Here is a 20,577-nt window from a genome sequence, read left to right on the forward strand (position 1 = left end):
CTGGCGTGCATCTTTGCCAAGCACCGCGTAGGCGGTGAGAAACGCCGCACGATCGGCCAATGGTCCGACAATGGGTAAGTAATCGGGGCTGGTGCAGCGAAAGGCTGCACGCCCTTCCAGCTGTTCTGGCGTCAGTTGGTCAACGTTCAAGCGATCAGCCAGGTCCTCGGAAATCTCACGCAGCAGATCCAGATTGCCCAGATGCTCTGCTGTGGTCGGCGTGAGGTCGTCGCACGTAAAGTCGAAGCTGGCGCCGAGCGTGTGCTCACCCAATCGTGCCGGTGCGACATAACCCTCGGCGCACACCACCGTGCTCAGAGACTGACTGGCGTCGGTCTCTTTTAGCCGAGTAATCTGCCCGCGAATGCGCTTGAGCGGCAGCTCGCTACTGGCGGGGAAGCGCTTCACTTCAGCCGCACCCGCGAGCACTACCACGGGCGCCGATTCCAGCAAACGGTCGCCGTCCCATGCCTGCCACAGTCCGTTTTCACGGCGCAGCTCGACGACGTCGCGATGGGTCATCAACTGAATGTTTGCAGCGCCGACCTGATAGCGGCACAGCGCGGGCGGATGCACCCAGCCGCCTTGTGGATAAAACAAGCCGCCCGATTGCAACGCAATGCCAGCACGGGCCTGGGCCTGCGTGCGGTCCAATAGCAGCAGCAACTCGGGGGAGAACGCTTCGGCCAACTGCGCTTGACGCTCGGTTTCCTTGTCATCGAACGCCAGTTGCAACACGCCACAACCGTCCCAGTCCACCCCGCGTTGCAGGCGCTCAAGCAAGCGCCGTGTATGGCCGAAACCGCTGACGATCAACTGCGATAACGCTGTGCCGTGGGCGGACAGTTTGAGGTACAGCACGCCCTGTGGATTGCCCGACGCTTCTTGTGCGATGTCTTCGTGACGCTCTAGCAAACTCACCTGCCAGCCCCGTGCCGCCAGACTAGCTGCCGTGGCGCAACCGGCCAGCCCGGCGCCGATCACCAGTGCCTTGCGCTCGCCGTGCGCAGGTTGCGGTCGGGTGAACCACGGCTTGCTCTGCGTCGGTGTTGGTGTGTCTTGCGGCCAGCCAATGAACGCGCCTCGGAGCACCTCCCATTTGTGACCTATGCCAGGCACGCGCTTCATTTTGAAGCCTGCGGCGTTGAGTGCGCGTCGGACCCAACCGGCGCTGGTGAAGGTGGCGAGCGTGGCGTCGGGAGCGGCCAGTCGCGCGAGTTCGGCGAACAACTCAGGGGTCCACATGTCCGGGTTTTTCGCCGGTGCGAAGCCGTCAAGAAACCATGCATCGATCTGCCCATCCAACTGCGGCAGCATCTCCAGCGCATCGCCGATCAACAGCGTGAGGGTCACACGGCCCTCATCAAACACAAAGCGCTGAAACCCCTCATGCACGGCCACATATTGGTTGAGCAACTGATCGGCAAACGCACTGAGTTCCGGCCACAACGCCAGGGCGCGCCGCAGATCGGCAAGGCTCAGCGGGTATTTTTCGACGCTGACGAATTGCAGCCGGGCGCCGGGCTTGGCGCAGGCTTTGAATAGCTGCCAGGCGCAGAGGAAGTTCAAGCCGGTGCCGAAACCGGTTTCGCCGATCACCAGACGACCGTCGCCCGGTAATGCTGCGAAGCGTTCGTGTAATTGGTTTTGGGTCAGGAATACATGTCGCGTCTCGTCAAGGCCCGACTCGGTGGAAAAATACACGTCCGAGAACACCCTGGAGTGCGGGTTACCGTTTTCGTCCCAGTCGATCTGGGCGGGGTGGATGGTGGTCATGATGGGCTCGGCAGAGGCGTGAGCAAGCATCTTAACTCAGTGTCGACGGAGAGCGCCGTGGTGACAGCGGTAACTATATAAGCGCTTTGCGATGAGGCGTCCTGATTTACTGCGGGCTTAATTTACGTAATAAGGACATTGCGCATGCGCTCTCTGGACCCACAGCCTCATCAAGTACTCATTAAATCAAAACTGGCGCCCTGGTTTGTCCAGGCCAGCCCCAGGCAACGCTTTGAACTGACACAGAGCATGGCAAGCAGTCATCAGTCCCGAGAGCGGCTTGCCGAACTTCTCGGGGGTGTACAGAGTCTGCTCGAGTTCTCCCGACCGTTGCTGACTCAAGCGCTGGACGCTGAGTTCGGGCCAGGGCTGGACCCCGAACGGGCCTGTTTTTTCCATGCACGATTCAAGCGCCAAGGGTGGAATGGACGCCGGACGCCCGATAAGTCGGGTATTCAAACATTGATGCAGGCCGCGTGGCATAACTTTGAAGCAAAGGAGGTGGTCGAGGCCGGGAAGGAATCGATCTCGGCGATTTATCACAGTGATCCAGCGTTGCGAGTACCCGGCGCAACGACAATTGAACCTGCGAGTGCCAGTGCGAAAAAGTTCATTGAGCTGTGCCGACGTCTGGACCTGGGTGGGCGCTATCAACGCTATTTGGAGAGCAAGTTGGAGCAACCCGATGTCGAGCGGGTGAAGGCGATATTTGTGAATCGCGAGCGTGACCTCCTGCAAGTTGAAGTGCGTATCGCTTACCTGAAAGGCTTGATTTCAGAACCTTTCTACACCGCCATATTGTCCCTGCAGATACCGGATGCCAAGCCAACGCTGTATGGCAAGTCTTTCGCAGCGCTTTACTTCACCGTGCTTGGCGTTAACTTGCGCGGTGTGCTTGTGTTTCAGGCTCGCGGTCAAAACCCGTGCGTGGTTTACATGCCTTCGCAACCTTCGGCACCGTTGAAGGAGTACGCACATTTCGACGATTTCATGAAGGAGCTAACGGAAAACGCCAGGACAACTCAATACCGCCAATACCTCCAGCAACTGATCCCGATGCGCAGCCGCGCGCTGTTTTTCTCCCGTCTTGAAGACTGCCTCAATCCCTACGCCCTAAAAGATATCCCGGGCAGGACCAGTCTGGTCAACCCCAGACTGAATGTGCGCCAAAAAAACCCGAAAGCTAACCTTAAGCCGGATAAACGTTACATTGCCGGCGATCTGCCCAATTATTTCTACCTCCAGCACATGCTGCGCCTCAAGGACGATGCACGGGTATTGGCAGTGCCAACCGGTGATGAGAACGAGACATCGCGCAGAGAACGCCTCGAGGGTTTTTTCGAGGTGGGTATGAACGTGCTTAGCCTTGCAGGTTTCGTGGTGCCGGGCCTTGGCGAGGCGATGTTACTGATTGCAGGAAGCCAGTGGCTGGTAGAAACGTTCGAAGGTATTGATGCCTGGACCCATGACGACATGACTGAGGCACTTGCGCATTTGTCCAGCGTGGCCGAGTCCGTTGCCATGACCCTGCTTCTGGCCCGGGCCGGAGAAGCAATGGCATCCTGGGGGCTGCCGTCGATCAAAGCGTCGTCGGTTATCGATCGGATGGTTGCGGTCCGTTCTGCCGAGGGCACAACCCGTTTGCGTTATACGCCAGAGTCCCGTGGCGGGCCGACGAGCAAGCCAGTGTTCAGAATGCCGACTCGCCTGCCAGACGGACGTCTGGGCTATCTATTAAGCGGGCGAGGTGGCGGTGCTACAAGCTGGCACATCAACCCGCGTCAGAATTTGATCAACGCCATGACCGTGCTATTTCCTGAAGCGGTGAGCATTCAATCCCACATTGGAGGACTGCTGACGTACGGCGAGACGCTGGAGGGGTTGACTACCACAACACTGCGCCGGCTTGAAGACTTTCAAGTCCTGCACTCGGCGTTCGACGCCTGGGCTGATCCCGCTCCGAATCTTCAGGCCGAGCCGCTCAGTGCGCAGGCTCGCCATACTCGGCGCACGTTCGCCGATGCACTCTGTCAGGCGTGGCGTTACAGCCACATTGATGCGCCCCTGGGGTCGAACATACTGTTGCTGGAGTCCATCGATTTATTGCATGTCGTCGACTTGCCCGACCTGCCTGCGCATTACAACCAAATCCACCGGATGACCTTGCAAAATATCGTTGCCAGTACCGAACAGCTTGATGGTTTTCTGCGTCGCTTCGCTGAAATCAGATATCTGTCGATAGTCGGTGGCGGGTTGCACGCGTTGCCAGCCAGCCTGGTAGAACTGGAGTTGTTGCATAACCTGTCTATCGAGGGGCAAGGTTTGATCATCGATCAACACGCCATGGATCTGCTGATGGGTATTCCAGTAATTAGGACCCTTGATCTGAGTGGTAATACCTTTGGCCAGCTCAGTGAGGTAACCCGCGAGGGCGTCATCGAGCTGATGCTCAGTGACACCGGGCTGACGCAATGGCCGCATTGGGTGGACGCCATGAATCTACGGGTTCTGGATATCAGCGATAACAACATCACTGCGCTGCCCGATGCGATTACCAGCAACCCCGTCGATCCCGACAGTTGCATCACCGTCTTCGCTTACCGCAATCCTATCGGGGTCGAGGATTTGCGCAGCTATTGGCTGAACACCGGGAGCCGGTTCAATCGGGCTTACGCGCTGGAATTCGATTTCCCTGACGACATACTTGCGTTGTCGCCGCTGAGTAGCGACGCGACTGAAGGCTCAACAAGCAGCCGTATGGAATATCGATCGCATGTCAGTGGTGCCAGTGCGTCCATCGGCAGGCTGCCGGTATATGAGCTTTGGTTGGTAGCCGGGCGCGCTGAACTCAATTCGCGCTTTTACTCGGCGTGGGAGCGGATACAGGAGCAGGGAGATGCTCCGTACTTGATGATCTTGCTGCAGCGGCTTACAGAAACCGCCGATTTTATGCAGTACCGTGAGGAGCTAACCAACGACGTCATAACGGTGCTTCAGGCGGCTTCAACCGACGATGCATTGCGTGTGCAGATTGAAGCTATGGCCAATAACCGATTGGTCGGTCCCGATCAGACTTGCGAGGACGGTGTAAGGCTTATTTTCAGTGACATTCAGGTTGCGGCGTATGCCCACACGGCAATGTTGGGCGTGCCTGCCAAAGAGCAGACAGAACGACTGTTGGGGGTGATCAGAAGGATGTTCCGACTCAGCGAGGCTCAGTCCATTGCGGACCGGGACATCGCGCAACGGATCGCCTCCGGCGTTCAGGTTGATCAGGCTGAAGTGCGTCTGGCCTATCGCATTGGCCTGTCGTCGTATTTGGCGTTACCCGGCCAACCGCTGAGCATGACGTGGGAGCGTCTGGCCGATGTCTCGACTCAAGCGGTACTTGATGCCAGACGAGTGATTGAGGCGCGGGAAGCCGGGCATGAGTTTCTGCAATTTGCCGTGAACGACCGATTATGGAACGCTCGCCTACGCACCGAACATGCAGCGCAACTGGAGCACGCGACAGCTACGATCCGGGGGCAAATGGATGTGCTGGAAGAGCACCCACCGGCGGACCTCGATGAATACGATCGTCAGGGTAGGGCGCTGATTGCCCTTCGAGATGACGCTGAGCAGCAGTTGCTTATGCAATTGACCGACCACTACCGAAACGCCCGGTATTGAGGCTGATTGAAACGTCGCCGGGTCGCAGTGGCGTGTGGTTGCGGGCTCAGATATGAGAGGGCGTCATCCAGAAAAACTCTTTTATTCAGAGCGTTATGTTGTGTTCAATGAGAGGTGTGGTTTGAGTGCAATGAAATGATCGTTGCAGGCGGATGACGGTCATAACCGCCACATTCGTGCGATTGCGTTAGTCTGAGGCGATATTGAGGGAGAGTTGTGCATGTTTGAATCCGCAGAAATTGGTCACGCCATTGATAAAGACACTTACGCTGCCGAAGTCCCCGCCCTGCGCGAGGCGTTGCTCGAAGCGCAGTACGAACTGCATGAACAGGGCAAACGCCAGATCATCGTACTGATCAATGGCGTTGAAGGGGCAGGCAAGGGCGAAACGGTCAAGCTGCTCAATGAGTGGATGGACCCGCGTTATATCGTCGTGCGGACTTTCGACCAGCAAACCGACGAGGAGCTGGCGCACCCCGTGGCCTGGCGTTACTGGCGACAGTTGCCGGCCAAAGGGCGCATGGGCATATTTTTCGGTAACTGGTACAGCCAGATGATTCAAGGGCGGGTAAATGGGGCGTTCAAGGACCCGGTTCTGGATCAGGCGATCAGCAGCGCTGAGCGGCTTGAGAGGATGCTGACCGACGAGGGCGCGTTGATTTTCAAGTTCTGGTTTCACTTGTCCAAGAAAGACATGAAATTGCGTCTTAAAACGCTGCGCGACGACCCGTTGCACAGTTGGCGCATCAGCCCGCTGGACTGGCAACAATCGAAGACTTACGACAAGTTTGTGCGTTTTAGCGAGCGTGTGCTGCGCCGTACCAGTCACGACTATGCGCCGTGGCACGTGATTGAAGGCGTGGACCCCAATTACCGCAGTTTGGTGGTGGGTCGATTGCTCCTTGAAGGGATGCAGAGCGCTCTGAAAACCCCCGAAGGCGAAAGCAGCCTGGTCAACCTGGGGCCGCTGCCGGGCAATACCGACGAGCGCAGCCTGCTTGGCAGTCTGGACATGACCCTAAGTCTTGAAAAAGACGATTACGACGAGCAGTTAATCACCGAACAGGCGCGTCTTTCCGGTTTGATGCGCGACAAACGCATGCGTGGACACGCCTTGGTTGCGGTCTTCGAAGGCAACGACGCCGCGGGCAAGGGCGGCGCCGTCAAGCGTGTCGCAGCCGCGCTCGACCCGCGACAGTACAGCGTGGTGCCGATTGCCGCACCGAGTGAAGACGAGCGCGCTCAACCTTATTTGTGGCGATTTTGGCGGCAGATTCCGCCGCGTGGAAAGCTCACCATCTTCGACCGCTCCTGGTATGGCCGCGTATTGGTTGAACGGGTCGAGGGTTTTTGCCGCGAGGCCGACTGGCTGCGCGCCTACAGCGAGATCAACGACTTCGAAGAACAGCTCACTGAAGCAGGCATCGTGGTGGTGAAATTCTGGCTGGCCATTGATGAGCAGACTCAACTGGCGCGTTTCCAGGAGCGCGCGAAGATCCCCTTCAAACGCTACAAAATCACCGACGACGACTGGCGCAATCGCAAGAAATGGCCGCAGTACCGTGAAGCTGTCGGCGATATGGTCGACCGCACCAGCACCGAAATCGCGCCGTGGACACTGGTCGAAGCCAACGACAAACGCTGGGCGCGAGTCAAGGTGCTGCGCACGATAAACGATGCGCTGGAAGCGGCGTTGATCAAGGACAAGAAGAAGGGGAAGTGACTCAGGAGCATCGCGTTGGTCGCCTCGCCAACAAGTTGGCTCCTACAGATTGAACTGCGTTCTGTAGTAAACCCGGCGTGCGCGCGACCTGCCTGTCACACCGCGTGCGCAAGTTTTACGACGGGTTCCCCGCCGGTCGCGGGGCAAGCCGCGCTCCTACGGAGGTCATCGCAAATGCTGTATGGCGGGGGGAGCGCGCATTGGTGTAGGAGCGAACTTGTTCGCGAGGCGGTGTCTCAGGAGCATTGAAGTGCGCCCAGTGTTTCGGATGGCTGCCGAAGGTCTTTTGGACCTTATCGAAGCAGCGGTGATTGGATCGTTCCCACTCTCGGTGATCAACAGATCAACAGATCAACAGATCAAGGATTCATCGCTCGCGCAATGCCTCGGTTCTGGCCTTCAGCACCGGCTTTAGCAGGTAATCCATCACGCTCTTCTCGCCGGTCATGATGTCCACGGTGGCGACCATGCCGGGGATGATCAGCAACGGTTTTGCGTCGCCGCCCAAGTGGTTTTTGTCGGTGCGTACCTGGATCAGGTAGAAACTGTTGCCCTTGTCATCGGTGACGGTGTCGGCGCCGATCAGTTCCAGTTTGGCCGGTAGCCCGCCGTAGATGGTGTAGTCGTAGGCGCTGAACTTGACCATGGCTTTCTGGCCCGGATGCAGGAACGCCACGTCTTGCGGCCGCACCTTGGCCTCGATCAGCAGGTTGTCTTCCAGCGGTACGATTTCTACCAGATCGCTGCCGGGCTGGACCACGCCGCCGATGGTGTTGACCTTCAGCGTCTTGACGATGCCATGCACCGGTGAAGTGACGGTGGTGCGGGTAACGCGGTCGTCGATGGCGATGCTGGTGGCGCTGGCTTTGGACAGGTCGGCGCGCTTGTCGTTGAGGTCTTTCGCGGCGTCTGAGCGGAAGCTGTCGGTGGACTCCTGAATCTTGCTTTTGATCTCGTTGATGGCCGATTCAGCACGCGGAATTGCTAGCGACGTCGCGTCCAGCGAACCGCGTGCTTCGGCGGCCTTGCCTTTGAGCCGAATGATTTCAACCGGCGATACGGCGCCGCTGGCAATCAATGGCGTCGACATCGCCAGCTCCTGCTGAATGAAACCCAGCGAGCTGCGGTATTGATCCTGTTTGGAGCGGAATTCAGCCAGTTCCTGCATTTTTTGCCGAAGTTGCTCTTGCAGCGTACGTTGCTCGCTGGCCAGTCGGCGTTGTCGCGAGTCGTACAGCGACTGCTCATCGGCAGCGACTTGCGGCGCTTTGGTCCGCACCTCGGCGGACGGTTTGAACGGGCGACCTTCAGCCTCCGCCGACAGCCGTTCTACCTGCGCGGTCAGCGTGTAGCGATCCACTTCACTCTCGCCCTTGTTTGATAGAAACCGCGTGTCGTCGAGGCGCAGCAGGGTGTCGCCCTTGTTTACGATTTGCCCTTCACGGACGAAAATTTCGGTGACGATCCCGCCTTCGAGGTTTTGAATCACCTGGACTTTGCTCGACGGAATGGCTTTGCCTTCGCCCATGGTGACTTCCTGGATCACCGCAAATTTGGCCCAGACCAGTGCGCTGACGATCAACGCAGCGGCAATCCAGACCGTCAGCCTTGAGCGGCGCGACGAATCCTGGGCGACGACGCCGGCCACTTCCGGCATGAACTCGTTGTCGACCTGATTGCCCGGGCGAAAGTAGCTGTTATAGCTTTGAGCGGATGACATAGGTGACGCTCCTTAAACCGCGACCGAGCCGACACGGCCCTTGCGCAACGCTTCGACGACTTGTTCTTTCGGGCCGTCGGCAACGACCTTGCCGTTGTCCAGTACCACCAGCCGATCCACCAGGCTCAGCATCGACATGCGGTGGGTGACCAGGAGCAGCGTTTTGCCTTGCATCAGCGTGGCAAGCTTCAATCGCAGAACATCTTCGCTGGCGTTGTCCATGTGGCTGGTCGGCTCGTCGAGCAGCATGATCGGCGGGTCGAGCAACAGCGCGCGCGCAAGCAGTACCGCCTGACGCTGACCGCCTGAGAGCAACTGCCCGCGCTCGCCCACGGGTCGGTCAAACCCCTGCGGATGGTGCCGGGCCAGCTCACCCACGCCGGTAATCTCAGCCACTTCCAGCATCCGGGCATCGCTGACATAGCGAGCGCCGAGGGTCAGGTTGTCGCGCAGGCTGCCAGCCAGCAGCGGCAGGTCATGGGCGACATAACCCACTTGTTGACGCAGGTCGGTCACGTCCACTTGGCGTAGATCCAGCCCGTCCAGCAGTAGCTGGCCTTCATCCGGGGTGTAGAACCCCATCAGCAAGCGCGCCAGTGTGCTTTTGCCGGAGCCGCTGCGCCCGATGATGCCGATGCGCTCGCCGGGGCGAACGTTGAGGCTGACCTCGGTCAACGCCTGCGCGCCTTGGCCGCCATAGCTGAAACTGGCCTTGACCACATTGATCGCGCCCTTGAGCCGCACCTGTTCCAGTGGGCGTTTTGATGTGTCGCGCTCTTGCGGCAGAGCCATCAAGGCGTCGGTGCTTTTCATCGTGACTTGCGCTTGCTGGTAGCGGGTGATCAGCCCGGCAATCTGCCCCAGCGGTGCCAGCACGCGGCTGCCGAGCATGTAGCTGGCCACCAGCGCGCCGACGCTCAGGTTGCCGCCGATGATGATGTACACGCCCGCGACAATCGTCGCCATGCCTGAGAATTGCTGGATGAACAGCGTGCCATTACTGGCCAGCGCCGAAAGGTCGCGGGCGTGGCTGTCCAGACGGGTGAGGGCGCCGTGGGTCGATTCCCATTGGTGCTGGCGCTCACTTTCGGCGCTACAGGCTTTAAGGGTTTCCAGGCCGCCGATGGTTTCGACCAACAACGCCTGACGCTCTGCGCCCAAGGCCAGGCTTCTTTCCACGGTGTCGCGCAGGCGCATCTGAATCACCCAGGCGAAAAGAATGGTGATCGGGAATGCGCACAGCGGAATCACCACCAGCCAGCCGCCGAGCAGGCCGATCACTACCAGCATCAACACGGCGAAGGGCAGGTCGATGAGGCTGGTCAGGGTGACGGCGGTGAGAAATTCGCGCAGGCCCTGAAAGTCATGAATGCTCTGGGCGAATCCACCGATGGTCGCTGGGCGGGCTTTCATCGACATGCCAGTGATGCGCTCGAACAGGGTTGCCGAGAGGATTACATCGGTTTTCTTGCCGGCCTGATCGAGCAAATGCGCGCGCACCAGACGCAAGGTCAGTTCGAATGCGGTGCCTATCAGCAAGCCGATGGCCAGCACCCACAGCGTAGAGGTGGCCTGGTTGGGCACCACGCGGTCGTAGGTTTGCATCACGAACAGCGGCACCATCAACCCGAGCAAGTTGATCAGAAAACTGGCGAGAATCGCATCGCTGTACAACCAGCGAGACAGTTTCAGGGTGTCGCGAAACCAGGCTTCAACCCTTGGCACCAGAGGCGCACGCAGGTTTTCCAGCTCATGACGGGGACGGGCGTACAACGCTTGACCGGTGTAGATCGCTTGCAGCTCTTCACGGGTTACGCGTTGTTCGCCACCCTCTGCCTCGCTTGGCAGGATCAACGCGCGGCCGTCTTCTTCCCATCGTCGAAGCACTGCACAGCGATTGCCCTTGAGCAACAGCAATACCGGCAGATTCAAACCGTCGATCGCACTCAGCTCGCGGCGCAACAAGCGCGCCTGCAAACCTGCACGGGCGGCGGCGCGCGGTAGCAGTTGGACGTCAATGCGCTGCTGTGCCAGCGGCAGGCCAGCGCTGAGACTGGTGCGGCTGGCGCTGCAATCGTGCAGCTTGCAAAGGATCAGCAAGCCGTCGAGTAGCGGGTCGTCGAAGTTCGAGCGTGGGTCGAACGGGTGCGGTAGTTCCATGCTGGTCACAGGCTTCTCCCCGGCGCAGACGCGCTACTTCAGCTCTGGCAGGCGAGCTTCGCTTTTGACTTCCGTCAGGGCGACTGCTTCGGCGGGTAGTACAACGCGCTCTTTGCGCAACAACTCGCCCTCGGTGGCCAGCACTCGGTACATCGAGAACTCTTCGGTGTAACGCAGTTCGGTGTAGCGGCGGGCGGCGTTGTACAGCTCGTTTTCGCTGTCGAGCAGATCGAGCAGGGTACGTTGTCCAAGGCCGAATTGGTCTTGGTAGGCAGCACGTACGCGGGTGGTGGTTTCTGCGTATTCACGGGCAATCGGGGTCTGGGTGCGCGCGTTGTTCATGGCGTTCCAGGCCAGCGACAGGTTTTCGTTGAGCATGCGCAGGGCGTTGTTGCGGATGTCCATGGCTTGCCCGGTCTTGTACGAGTCGGACTTCAGGCGAGCTTTGTCGCGGTTGCCGTTGTACAGGTTGTAGTTCATCACCACGGCGGCGCGCCATTCGTTGTCGTGGCCTTCTTCGCCCGAAATATTATTGTTGGAGCCGACGGCCAACTCGCCATCGAAGCGTGGGTAGAACGGCGACTTGGCGACTTCGTATTGTTTCTCGGCGGCATCCACATCGGCCTGCGCCGATTTGAGGTAGGGGTTGTTGCTCAGCATGCTTTGCTTGGCATCGGGCAGGGATTTAGAGACCTCCCCTTTGATCGAGGCCGGCGCTTCTAGCTCGTCGGGCATTTTGCCCACGGCGCTGTAGAAGTTTGCCTCGGCGTCCGCCAGGTCGACTTGTGCGGTGTAGAAGTTGTTTTCCGCCAGCGCACGACGGGCCTTGGACTGTTCGCGGTCGGCGTTGCTACCAATGCCACGGTCGCTGCGCAGACCGATTTGGTCGTTGATGCGTAGGTGCGCCTGCAGGTTGTTTTTCGCAAGGTCCAGTAACTCGCGGCGTTTGAGCACCTCCAGATACACCTCGATGGCGCGTAAGGCCAGGCTTTCAGACGTCCCGCGCAGGTAGTACGCCCGTGAGTTGACCACCGCCTGGGTACGACCTACTTCGTTCTTGGTGTTGAAGCCGTCGAACAACATCTGCCGCAGCCGTAATTCTGACTGGGTGTAGTTCAGGGTTTCTTCGTTGTGATTGCCGAAGGCCCGGGTGGTCGGGCTGTCTGTGTGCTGGCGTCCATAGGCGGCGTTCAAGTCCACAACGGGGAGATAGCCACCTTTAGCGAATTTTACCTCCTCGTCGGCGGACAGTCGGTTATTCACGTTGGCGTGAATCTCCGGGTGATTATCGATGGTGTTCTGAATCGCCTGATTCAGCGACATGGCTTGCGCTTGTGCGCAGCCCACCGCCAACACAACTGCAATGTAGAGCGGGGTCAAATCGCGCATGAGTACTTCTCCCTGGAGTTGATAATGTGCTGCTCGCCAAAAAACCGACGAATATTGCGGTTAAAACCGTATCAGGTTCGTAACATCACAGCTAAGAACAACTTTTAGAAAAGCTCAGACGTTTTTTTCATAAGTCTTATGCAAAAAAAAACTTATGCCGTTTTCCATTTTCAGGCGATTGTTTATTTAATGATTGGCGTTTATTCAATGTTTTACAGGTGATTTACAGTATTGTCGAAAGGTTCAACGGAAATTTGACGGTGTTTGATCAAGCGGTTTTTTGAGCAAAAAACTTGAAAAAATTCAGCGACATAAAATTGTCGTTTGATGCTGGCTCTGAGCCATTTTGTTGCTCTGATCGAACAGTTTTTGTTGAGTTAGTAACATTTTTTGATCCGGGATTGCAGCAAAAGGGAGTGGGTATGGCCAAGTTGATCGGTACAGTCAGGCAGGTGACCGGCGATGTCTTCGCGGTCGCGAGCAGTGGCATCAAGCGATTGTTGATCGAGGGCGACAAGGTGTACGCCGGAGAACAACTGCAGACGGGAGCAACGGGCGCCGTTGCGGTCCATCTCGCCGCGGGCGGTGAGTTGACGCTAGGTCGCGACAGTCGGATGCCCTTGACCCCGGAAATCCTCGCCAACCATGCAACCCATATCGAAACGCCAGATCCCACCGTGCCGAGCCAGGGGCAGCTCACTGCTGCGCAGCAAGCTATCGCTGCGGGCGCCGACCCCAGTCAAGTCACCGAACCTCCCGCAGCAGGCAATGCCAACCCCGGTGGATCGCCAAGTGCGCTGGGCGGCGGGCACACCGCTGTGCTGCTGACGGAAACGGGCGGCTCGGTCACGCCAGTGATTGGCTTCCCGACGGCAGGGCTTGGCGCAGTCCCCGAGTTTCCTATCGGCTGGATCGATGGCCGGGATGACGGCTCGCCTGATAATTCACTGCCCCCGGTTGTGGTGCCGCCGCCGGTCGAGTCACCTCCGGTTGAACCACCTCCGGTTGAGCCACCTCCGGTTGAACCACCACCGGTTGAGCCACCACCGGTCGAACCACCACCGGTTGAACCCCCTCCAGTCGAGCCGCCCCCGCCGGTGATCGTGGATAACGGCGTTACCATCGGCAGCAGTCAGTTGACGCTTAACGAAGCCAATCTTCCCGATGGCAGTAGCCCGGACAATGGCGCGCTGACTCAAAGCGGCACGATTAAAGTCGATGCCCCGGACGGCCTGCAAACCCTGACCATTGGCGGCATCGACGTAATCGTCGATGGCGTGCCGGTCACCACGCCGCAATCCGTTACCTTGCCCTCGGGCAGCACGCTAACCATCACCGGCTATAACCCGGTCACGGGCGAGGTCAGCTACAGCTACACGCTCAACTCACCGGAATCCCACAACCAGGGTGATGGCACGATTAATAGCGAGCAGATCCCGGTGCATGCGGTCGATAGCGACGGGGATGTGGCGGACGGCAGTCTCACGGTCACTGTGCTCGACGATGTGCCACACGCCGCGCCGGATATTGGCTGGGTGGCTGCTGGCGGTGACACCAGCGGCAACTTGTTGCTCAACGACCAGGCGGGCGCTGATGGCGCGGGTCCATCGGGGCTGATCGTCGGCGTGAAGGCTGGCAACGATACGTCCACACCAGTGACCAGCGGCCTGAACACCGTGATTGTCGGCGTGTATGGCGAGCTGGTCGTCGATGCCGAAGGTAACGCCGTATACAGCGCCAACCCCGGAGTCGTGCCTGATGGCGCGCAGGATGTGTTCACCTACACCATCCGTGATGCCGACGGTGACACCAGCACCACCACGGTGACGGTCAACGTCGTGCCCCCGGCAGTCGATTGCGGCGTCACCCTGACCTCCACCGATGTCACGGTCAACGAAGCCCATTTGCCCGGTGGCTCCGACCCTGATGATGATGCGCTGACCCAGACCGGCACTGTGAAAGTCGATGCCCCGGACGGCCTGCAAACCCTGACCATCGGCGGTATCGACGTGATCGTCAATGGCGTGCCGGTCACCACGCCGCAATCCGCTACCTTGCCCTCGGGCAGCACGCTAACCATCACCGGCTATAACCCGGCCACGGGGGAGGTCAGTTACAGCTACACGCTCAATACCGCGGAAAACCACAATCAGGGCCACGGCACGACGCTGATTGATCACATTCCGGTGCATGCCGTGGACACTGACGGTGACGTGGCGGATGACACTCTGCACATCAAGATCGTCGACGACACGCCGCATGCCGAGGCCGACCTGGCGGGTGTGCCTGCGGGTGGCGAGGTCAGCGGCAATATTCTTGCGAACGATACGGCAGGCGCGGACGGCGCGGGTCCATCGGGATTGATCGTCGGCGTAAAAGCGGGCGGCGATACGTCGCATCCTGTCTCGGGTGGCCTCAACACTGTGATCAACGGGCTGTATGGCACGTTGATCGTCGATGCCGACGGCAATGCTACCTATCACAGCAATCCGGATCTGGTTGGTGCGCAAGGCGCGCAGGACGTGTTCACCTACACCCTCCGGGACGCTGACGGCGACACCAGCACCACCACGATCACGATCAACGTCGACCCGCCGTGCCCGCCGATTGCCTGCAACGACCACGATGTCACTGTTCAGGAAAGTGCGTTGGACCTGCGCCAGGACGGCCAGGATCTGGCGCCCGGCAGCGTTGTCGGCAGTGATCCAGGTTCGACCGCCGAAACCGGGACTGGCAGCGTGGCTGACTCGGTAAGCGGCGGCAGTGGAGCACTGTCGTTCAGCCTTGACGGCGGGCAAAATGGCACGGCGCAGGGTGCTTATGGCGTACTGCACTTGAACGCGGACGGCAGTTACACCTACACGCTGACCTCTGCACCGCAAACCACACCAGCGGCTAACGATGGTCCGAACATCACCCACGACACCTTCAGCTACACGGTCACCGATGCGCTCGGGCATTCGTCCACGGCACAAATCGTGATCAATATCGTCGACGATCAACCAAAAGCGGCTTGCATCGATCACACGGTGACCAGTGAAGCGATCGACACCAACCTGATGCTGATCGTCGATAACTCGCAGAGCATGAACAACGCGTCCGGGGTCAATGGCCTTTCGCGTCTGGACCTGGAAAAACAATCGATCATCGAACTGCTGAACAAGTACGAAGCATTGGGCGATGTGCGTGTTCAAGTGGTGACGTTCAACAGCCAGGCAGACATCCTCAATCACGAGTGGGTGGACGTTGCGACCGCCAAAACCATGATCGCGGCGATTCAGGCCGGCAACGGCACCAACTACGATGCGGCGCTGGCCGCCGCGCAGCAGGCGTTCGTCGAGAAGGGTGCGCTGAGCGGTGCGCAGAATCTGGCGTACTTCTTTTCGGACGGTAACCCGACGCTTTCACCGCAGCATTCCGACCCCGGCAGCCAGCCCAACCCTGGGCGGGGCGATGGCATCGACATCAATGAAGAGCACGCCTGGACTCAGTTCCTCGACAGTCATCAGATCAACGCCTACGCCATTGGCGTCGGCACTGATGTCAGCAGCACGTATCTGAACCCTGTTGCGCATAACGGCGCTACTGGCACCGATAGCAACGCTGTTGTGGTCACCGATCTGGGGCAACTGGACGTGGTGCTCAGCGGCACAGTGCAGGGCGGGGTGCATGGCAGCCTGCTGGAGGGCGGGACGTTTGGCGCCGATCGTGGTTTTATTAAATCCATCAGCGTCGACCACACCACGTACACCTATAACCCCAGGGCTTACAGCCATTCGGGCGGCATCATTACCAGCGGTGAAAATCACGGCAGTTTCGACCCACGCAGCAACACCCTCACCGTGACCACCGAGCACGGCGGTACGCTGGTGATGAACATGGACAGCGGCGTTTACAGCTACACCCCGGCAGCCGGTGTGCAGCACGCGCAGACTGAAAATATTCATTACGTGCTCAGCGACTACGACGGCGATCTCGCTTCGGCGCAACTGACGGTTCACGTCGTTACGCCGCCTGTTTATGAAGCGCCGACAGCGGTGGCCGACAACGTTATTACCAACATCATCTCTGCCAGTGTGGAGATTCCCGCTGCGGCGCTGCTGGCCAACGATATCCCGACCAACGGCGGTACACTGGGCGCCTCGCCAACGGTGTTCGACACCGGCTGGAGTGCGAAAAATGCTGACTTCAGCGCGTCTTCGCAAAAGATCATTCAGTTCAACGGCAGCAAAGACAAAGACATCAACCACCTGAAGAATCTGGAGCGCAGTGATTTCTTCAACACCAGCGCGTCTGCGGCGTTGTTGGTGATCACCGGTTATCTCGGCGCCGTCAATGCGTCGCCGTCCAACGCTCAGGATCTGTACAGCGTTCACCTTAAGGCCGGGGAAACCGTCACTGCCGATCACAACCTGACCAACGATGTGCTGGGCATGGCCTGGGCATACGAAGACGGCGCCTATCACGGCATCGCCGATGGCGGCAGCTTCACCGCGACTGAAGACGGCGTATATCGGCTGATCGTGGTCAATCAGGCAGACGCCCCGGTACACGAGCAGTACACGCTTAACCTGTCGATAGACACCAGCGCGGTCAACACCACGCCCGACGTTCACAGCAGCTACACCGCGACCGATGCGCATGGCGGCAGCAGCACGGCGGCAGTCACTATCAGTCATCAGGAGGGATCGGTGGTGCTCGGCACCACGGGCGATGATGTGTTGGTGGGCGCTGCGGACAGTCAGTTGCACGGCGGCGATGGTAACGACGTGCTGGTGGCTGGCGCGGGGAATAACGAGCTGTTCGGCGACAACGGCAACGACATTCTTTTCAGCGGCGCGGGCAATGATTTGCTCGACGGCGGGACGGGGAACAACACTGCCGACTACTCACTGGCGACGGCGGGCGTCACGGTCAGCACCGGTATAAATGGGGCACAGGACACCGTGGGGGCGGGCACTGACACGCTGGTCAACATCGACAACCTGGTGGGCTCGAACTTCGACGACCATTTGACCGGCGATGCAGGGCACAACCTCCTCAACGGTGGACTGGGCAACGATGTGCTCAATGGCATGGACGGCGACGACATCCTGATCGGCGGACCGGGCAACAACACGTTGACCGGTGGCTTGGGTAACGACACCTTCCAATGGATGGCGGGCAATACCGGGCACGACACCATTACTGACTTCAACTTCGGCACCGACAAGTTGGACCTGTCGCAGTTGCTGCAGGGGGCACACGAGGACGCCAATTCGCTGGAGAACTTCCTGCACTTCAGCATCAGTGGTAGCGACTCAAGCGTGGTATCGACCATTTCGGTCAGTGCTGTTGCAGGCGGAGCAACCACCCAAACCATCGATCTGGCGGGTGTCGACCTCGCCCAATACTACGGCGTCTCCCCAGGAGCGGGCGGCTTGGTGGCGGGCGGGCCAGACACGGCATCGATTATCACCGGCATGCTGGGTGATCATTCGATGAAGGTGGATACGGTTTGAAGCAAAGGCTGGCGGTGTGCCTGAAACACCGCACCATTTCCCCCTGCTCACTCACACCTTCAAACGGTCCACCGGCACTGAAAAACCGGAGCTTCCCAGCGGATGCGTTTTCGCATTAAAGAACTTCAGTTCCACATCCAGCTGTGCGAATAGCGCGCTGTAGTGGCGTTTTTGATGCTGAATGAACGACTCGCTGCGGGGCAGGATCGAGAGGGCGATGTGCTTTGGTTGTGCCCTGCAAATGGCATCGACGAGGTGGCGATCCTGTTTGCCCAAGGCATGACCGAAAATACACAGCGCGCCTTCATGCCGAGCCAGTTGGGTGTGGCAGAACGACAGGTAATCGGACCCGCGAATGACCTTGAGCTTTTCGTCGCTGCTGCCTTCACAGACGAACAGCGGCACATCGTCCAGCGCGTTGACCGCGAAACTGCCGAGCAGTGTGCTCTCCGACGACAGTAACTTGCGCGCGCTGGCGTCGAAGTTCTTTACCAGATGCATCCCGCCGTGCAGATAAAGCAATCGCGTGGCGCTGGCATTGGTGTGGTGGAGGTTGAAGGTAGCGTCGGCACCGAACAGATCATCGAATCGTTCCTGCCCATGCATCGCGGCCCAATAGGCGAGCAAATCGTAGTTGGTGGAGTAAACGGTGCTGTACTGGCTTAGCGCCTGGCTGATAGCGAGCAGTGTTTTCTGCTCCATAAGGCGCCAGGGGATGTGGACTGAGCGCACGCCATGGATCAGCGCTTCCTTGATTGCAAAATAGCGATTACGTGGCGAGGACGAACTGATCGTCAGCGCTGCATTGACCCGTATGGCTGTTTTCAAGCCGCTGAGCACTGGCTCGAAATTATGGGTTTCCATGGCTTTGAACAGCGCCAGTTCCGTCGGGCTCAACGGTTTGTTGCGCGTGGTCTGGGCCAGCTCGAACAGCGAGTCGTAGGCGAAATGCTTCCACACGGCCAGGCTGGCGCCGTTGCCCATCAGCAGGCCTGAGTAGGGCGTCAGGGTGCGCAGCTCGTTCCAGTCCGCTAGCGCGGCGTCAAAGTCCGTGAATTCCATCATCTCGATTCGCTATCAGTTTTGAGGGCGCCATGGCCGGGCTTGCCAGAACGCAGACGACTTATAGGAACCCAGACCAACAATGTCAACGACAGGGCTCGGTATCACGCCGTTCAAAATAATTCGAACGAGCTCGACGGTGTCACCTCTAAAAAATGAACCGTCTGCCAGGCGCTGTTGCCGTTTGGGTTTGGCTCACAATCAAACGGCAACAGACCCTGGGTTCGTCATTGCCTGTCAACGAGAGGTATGCCATGAAAACCAACCCTGTAAACAGCACCGCCGCACAAAGCCCCGGCCCTCATCCCAGCCCGATGGAATCGGGTAGTGAGGATGAGAGCCGCGCGCAAAATAGCGAATTCGAGCGCGTTGAACACATCGACGACTCGTTTGATGAGGACGACGAAACCCCGCCACCGCAAACCTGGAAACACCCTGACGACGGCAAAACGCTGTCTGAGAAAGACCAAGAAATCCCACTCAAACCCTGAACACCCTTTGTCGAGTCGGCATGTCGAAGAGCGACACTCAGGCGTAAGGTGGGTCGGGCAACCACCCAATCTGGCCAACGAAAGGAGGTGACAATGAGCACTCCGATGTTGAACAAAATGCACATCAATGGCTACGACGTGATCAGCGTGAGTAATGGCCCGTGGCAGGTCTGCACGCACAACGACCGGCTCGGCTCGTTTGGCACAAAAGAGGAAGCGATGGCGTTCGCCGCCTCGTTGCCGGGTTACAGGGAAAGGGCAGCACCGATGACCAGTAGAAAGTAACTGTCGTGTTCAATCAGTGCTGGATGCCAATTGATGGGTGAAGGCCATCGAGTTTTCGCCGTGACCTCGCCGCTGTGCGCGAGTCAAAACTAGTCGCCCAGCCTGCCAAGGGAGTGGCGGGCAGCGGTTTTACCCATCTAGACCTATGGGTTACGCACTGGGCGGTTGTTCATACTCGCCAGCGCAATTCCCCCGGCTGATAGGCCAATCTCCAGCAAAAATGATTATCATTTGTGGTATTTTCCCGCGCTTGCTCCTATGCCAACTAAGGTGGCTTTATGTCCGGTTCAGATCTTAAGGCGCTGTATCTTGCCCATCGTGGAGAAATTCAGGATTACCTGGATCGTCGTTTACGCTGCAAAGAGACTGCTGCCGACCTGACGCAGGACACGTTTATTCGCCTCTCCGAGCAGATGGGGCGTACGCGTATCGAAAACTTTCGCGCGTACTTGTTCTCCAGCGCTCGAAACCTCTTCATCGATCACACTCGCCGGCAAGAGCATCGCAAAGGCGAACCGCTGGACGTGCAAGAGATGAGCAATGTCGAGCCGGGAACGCCGACGCTTGAGCAAGCGGCCATTGCCAATCAGCAACTGGCTGTCTTGAATAAGGTGATTCAGAGTATGCCCGCGCCTTGTCGTGAGGTATTTCTGATGGTGCGGGTCGAGGGCCTGACCTATGTGGATATCGGTGAGCGCCTTGGGATTTCCTCGAAGACTGCCTATAGCCGTATGGTAAGAGCCTTGGATTTATTGAAGCTCGGTATGTCTGAGTGAGCGCCTCTACTTCCTTGTGTCC

The 20,577-nt window shown here is 58.7% G+C and carries 11 protein-coding genes; 6 read left to right on the forward strand and 5 right to left on the reverse strand.

Annotated elements, in window-relative coordinates; genetic code table 11:
- On the reverse strand, positions 1-1,776 hold a 1,776-nt coding region (mnmC, locus tag VGC62_RS18115; RefSeq protein ID WP_331188455.1), incomplete at its 3' end, for a bifunctional tRNA (5-methylaminomethyl-2-thiouridine)(34)-methyltransferase MnmD/FAD-dependent 5-carboxymethylaminomethyl-2-thiouridine(34) oxidoreductase MnmC.
- A 144-nt stretch (positions 1,777-1,920) separates the two neighbouring features.
- Between mnmC and VGC62_RS18120 the strand changes: the two genes are divergently transcribed.
- Both VGC62_RS18120 and pap read left to right on the forward strand, forming a co-directional pair.
- Entirely contained in the window at positions 1,921-5,448 is a 3,528-nt protein-coding gene (locus VGC62_RS18120; protein WP_331188456.1) for an NEL-type E3 ubiquitin ligase domain-containing protein, read from the forward strand.
- 220 nt (positions 5,449-5,668) lie between these two features.
- Complete coding sequence (pap, locus tag VGC62_RS18125) at positions 5,669-7,171, forward strand: polyphosphate:AMP phosphotransferase (RefSeq protein WP_331188457.1); 1,503 nt, start codon at positions 5,669-5,671, stop codon at positions 7,169-7,171.
- 367 nt (positions 7,172-7,538) lie between these two features.
- Here pap and VGC62_RS18130 read toward each other — a convergent pair whose 3' ends face one another.
- Genes VGC62_RS18130 through VGC62_RS18140 form a run of 3 tightly spaced genes read right to left on the reverse strand, consistent with a single transcriptional unit; the run spans position 7,539 to position 12,440 of the window.
- The gene (locus tag VGC62_RS18130) at positions 7,539-8,891 is read right to left on the reverse strand and encodes an HlyD family type I secretion periplasmic adaptor subunit (protein ID WP_331188458.1); all 1,353 of its coding nucleotides are present in this window, start codon (positions 8,889-8,891) and stop codon (positions 7,539-7,541) included.
- Between the two features lie 12 nt (positions 8,892-8,903).
- The gene (locus VGC62_RS18135; protein ID WP_331188459.1) at positions 8,904-11,060 is read right to left on the reverse strand and encodes a type I secretion system permease/ATPase; all 2,157 of its coding nucleotides are present in this window, start codon (positions 11,058-11,060) and stop codon (positions 8,904-8,906) included.
- Between the two features lie 24 nt (positions 11,061-11,084).
- Positions 11,085-12,440 (reverse strand): TolC family outer membrane protein, encoded by a 1,356-nt coding sequence (locus tag VGC62_RS18140; protein ID WP_331188460.1) that lies wholly within the window; start codon positions 12,438-12,440, stop codon positions 11,085-11,087.
- Positions 12,441-12,862: 422 nt separating this feature from the next.
- On the opposite strand from VGC62_RS18140, the gene VGC62_RS18145 reads away from it, so the two are divergent.
- On the forward strand, positions 12,863-17,941 hold the full coding sequence (locus tag VGC62_RS18145; protein ID WP_331188461.1) for a retention module-containing protein: 5,079 nt from the start codon (positions 12,863-12,865) through the stop codon (positions 17,939-17,941).
- Between the two features lie 51 nt (positions 17,942-17,992).
- Here VGC62_RS18145 and VGC62_RS18150 read toward each other — a convergent pair whose 3' ends face one another.
- Entirely contained in the window at positions 17,993-19,006 is a 1,014-nt protein-coding gene (locus tag VGC62_RS18150) for a DUF4917 family protein (RefSeq protein ID WP_331188462.1), read from the reverse strand.
- A 251-nt stretch (positions 19,007-19,257) separates the two neighbouring features.
- Between VGC62_RS18150 and VGC62_RS18155 the strand changes: the two genes are divergently transcribed.
- The 3 genes from VGC62_RS18155 (at position 19,258) to VGC62_RS18165 (ending at position 20,555) form a co-directional block, all read left to right on the forward strand.
- Complete coding sequence (locus tag VGC62_RS18155; protein ID WP_331188488.1) at positions 19,258-19,494, forward strand: hypothetical protein; 237 nt, start codon at positions 19,258-19,260, stop codon at positions 19,492-19,494.
- A gap of 93 nt (positions 19,495-19,587) precedes the next feature.
- Entirely contained in the window at positions 19,588-19,779 is a 192-nt protein-coding gene (locus tag VGC62_RS18160; protein ID WP_331188463.1) for a DUF2188 domain-containing protein, read from the forward strand.
- A 278-nt stretch (positions 19,780-20,057) separates the two neighbouring features.
- On the forward strand, positions 20,058-20,555 hold the full coding sequence (locus VGC62_RS18165) for an RNA polymerase sigma factor (RefSeq protein WP_331188464.1): 498 nt from the start codon (positions 20,058-20,060) through the stop codon (positions 20,553-20,555).
- Positions 20,556-20,577: the final 22 nt, after the last annotated feature.

Source organism: Pseudomonas sp. (genome assembly GCF_036404235.1).
In the GTDB taxonomy this organism is placed as follows: Bacteria; Pseudomonadota; Gammaproteobacteria; order Pseudomonadales; family Pseudomonadaceae; genus Aquipseudomonas.

Coding starts and splice junctions, on each gene's coding strand:
- VGC62_RS18140 (WP_331188460.1), bottom strand. CDS start 12,440: ATGCGCGATTTGACCCCGCTCTACATTGCAGTTGTGTTGGCGGTGGGC.
- VGC62_RS18165 (WP_331188464.1), top strand. CDS start 20,058: ATGTCCGGTTCAGATCTTAAGGCGCTGTATCTTGCCCATCGTGGAGAA.
- VGC62_RS18120 (WP_331188456.1), top strand. CDS start 1,921: ATGCGCTCTCTGGACCCACAGCCTCATCAAGTACTCATTAAATCAAAA.
- pap (WP_331188457.1), top strand. CDS start 5,669: ATGTTTGAATCCGCAGAAATTGGTCACGCCATTGATAAAGACACTTAC.
- VGC62_RS18160 (WP_331188463.1), top strand. CDS start 19,588: ATGAGCACTCCGATGTTGAACAAAATGCACATCAATGGCTACGACGTG.
- VGC62_RS18145 (WP_331188461.1), top strand. CDS start 12,863: ATGGCCAAGTTGATCGGTACAGTCAGGCAGGTGACCGGCGATGTCTTC.
- VGC62_RS18150 (WP_331188462.1), bottom strand. CDS start 19,006: ATGATGGAATTCACGGACTTTGACGCCGCGCTAGCGGACTGGAACGAG.
- VGC62_RS18155 (WP_331188488.1), top strand. CDS start 19,258: ATGAAAACCAACCCTGTAAACAGCACCGCCGCACAAAGCCCCGGCCCT.
- VGC62_RS18130 (WP_331188458.1), bottom strand. CDS start 8,891: ATGTCATCCGCTCAAAGCTATAACAGCTACTTTCGCCCGGGCAATCAG.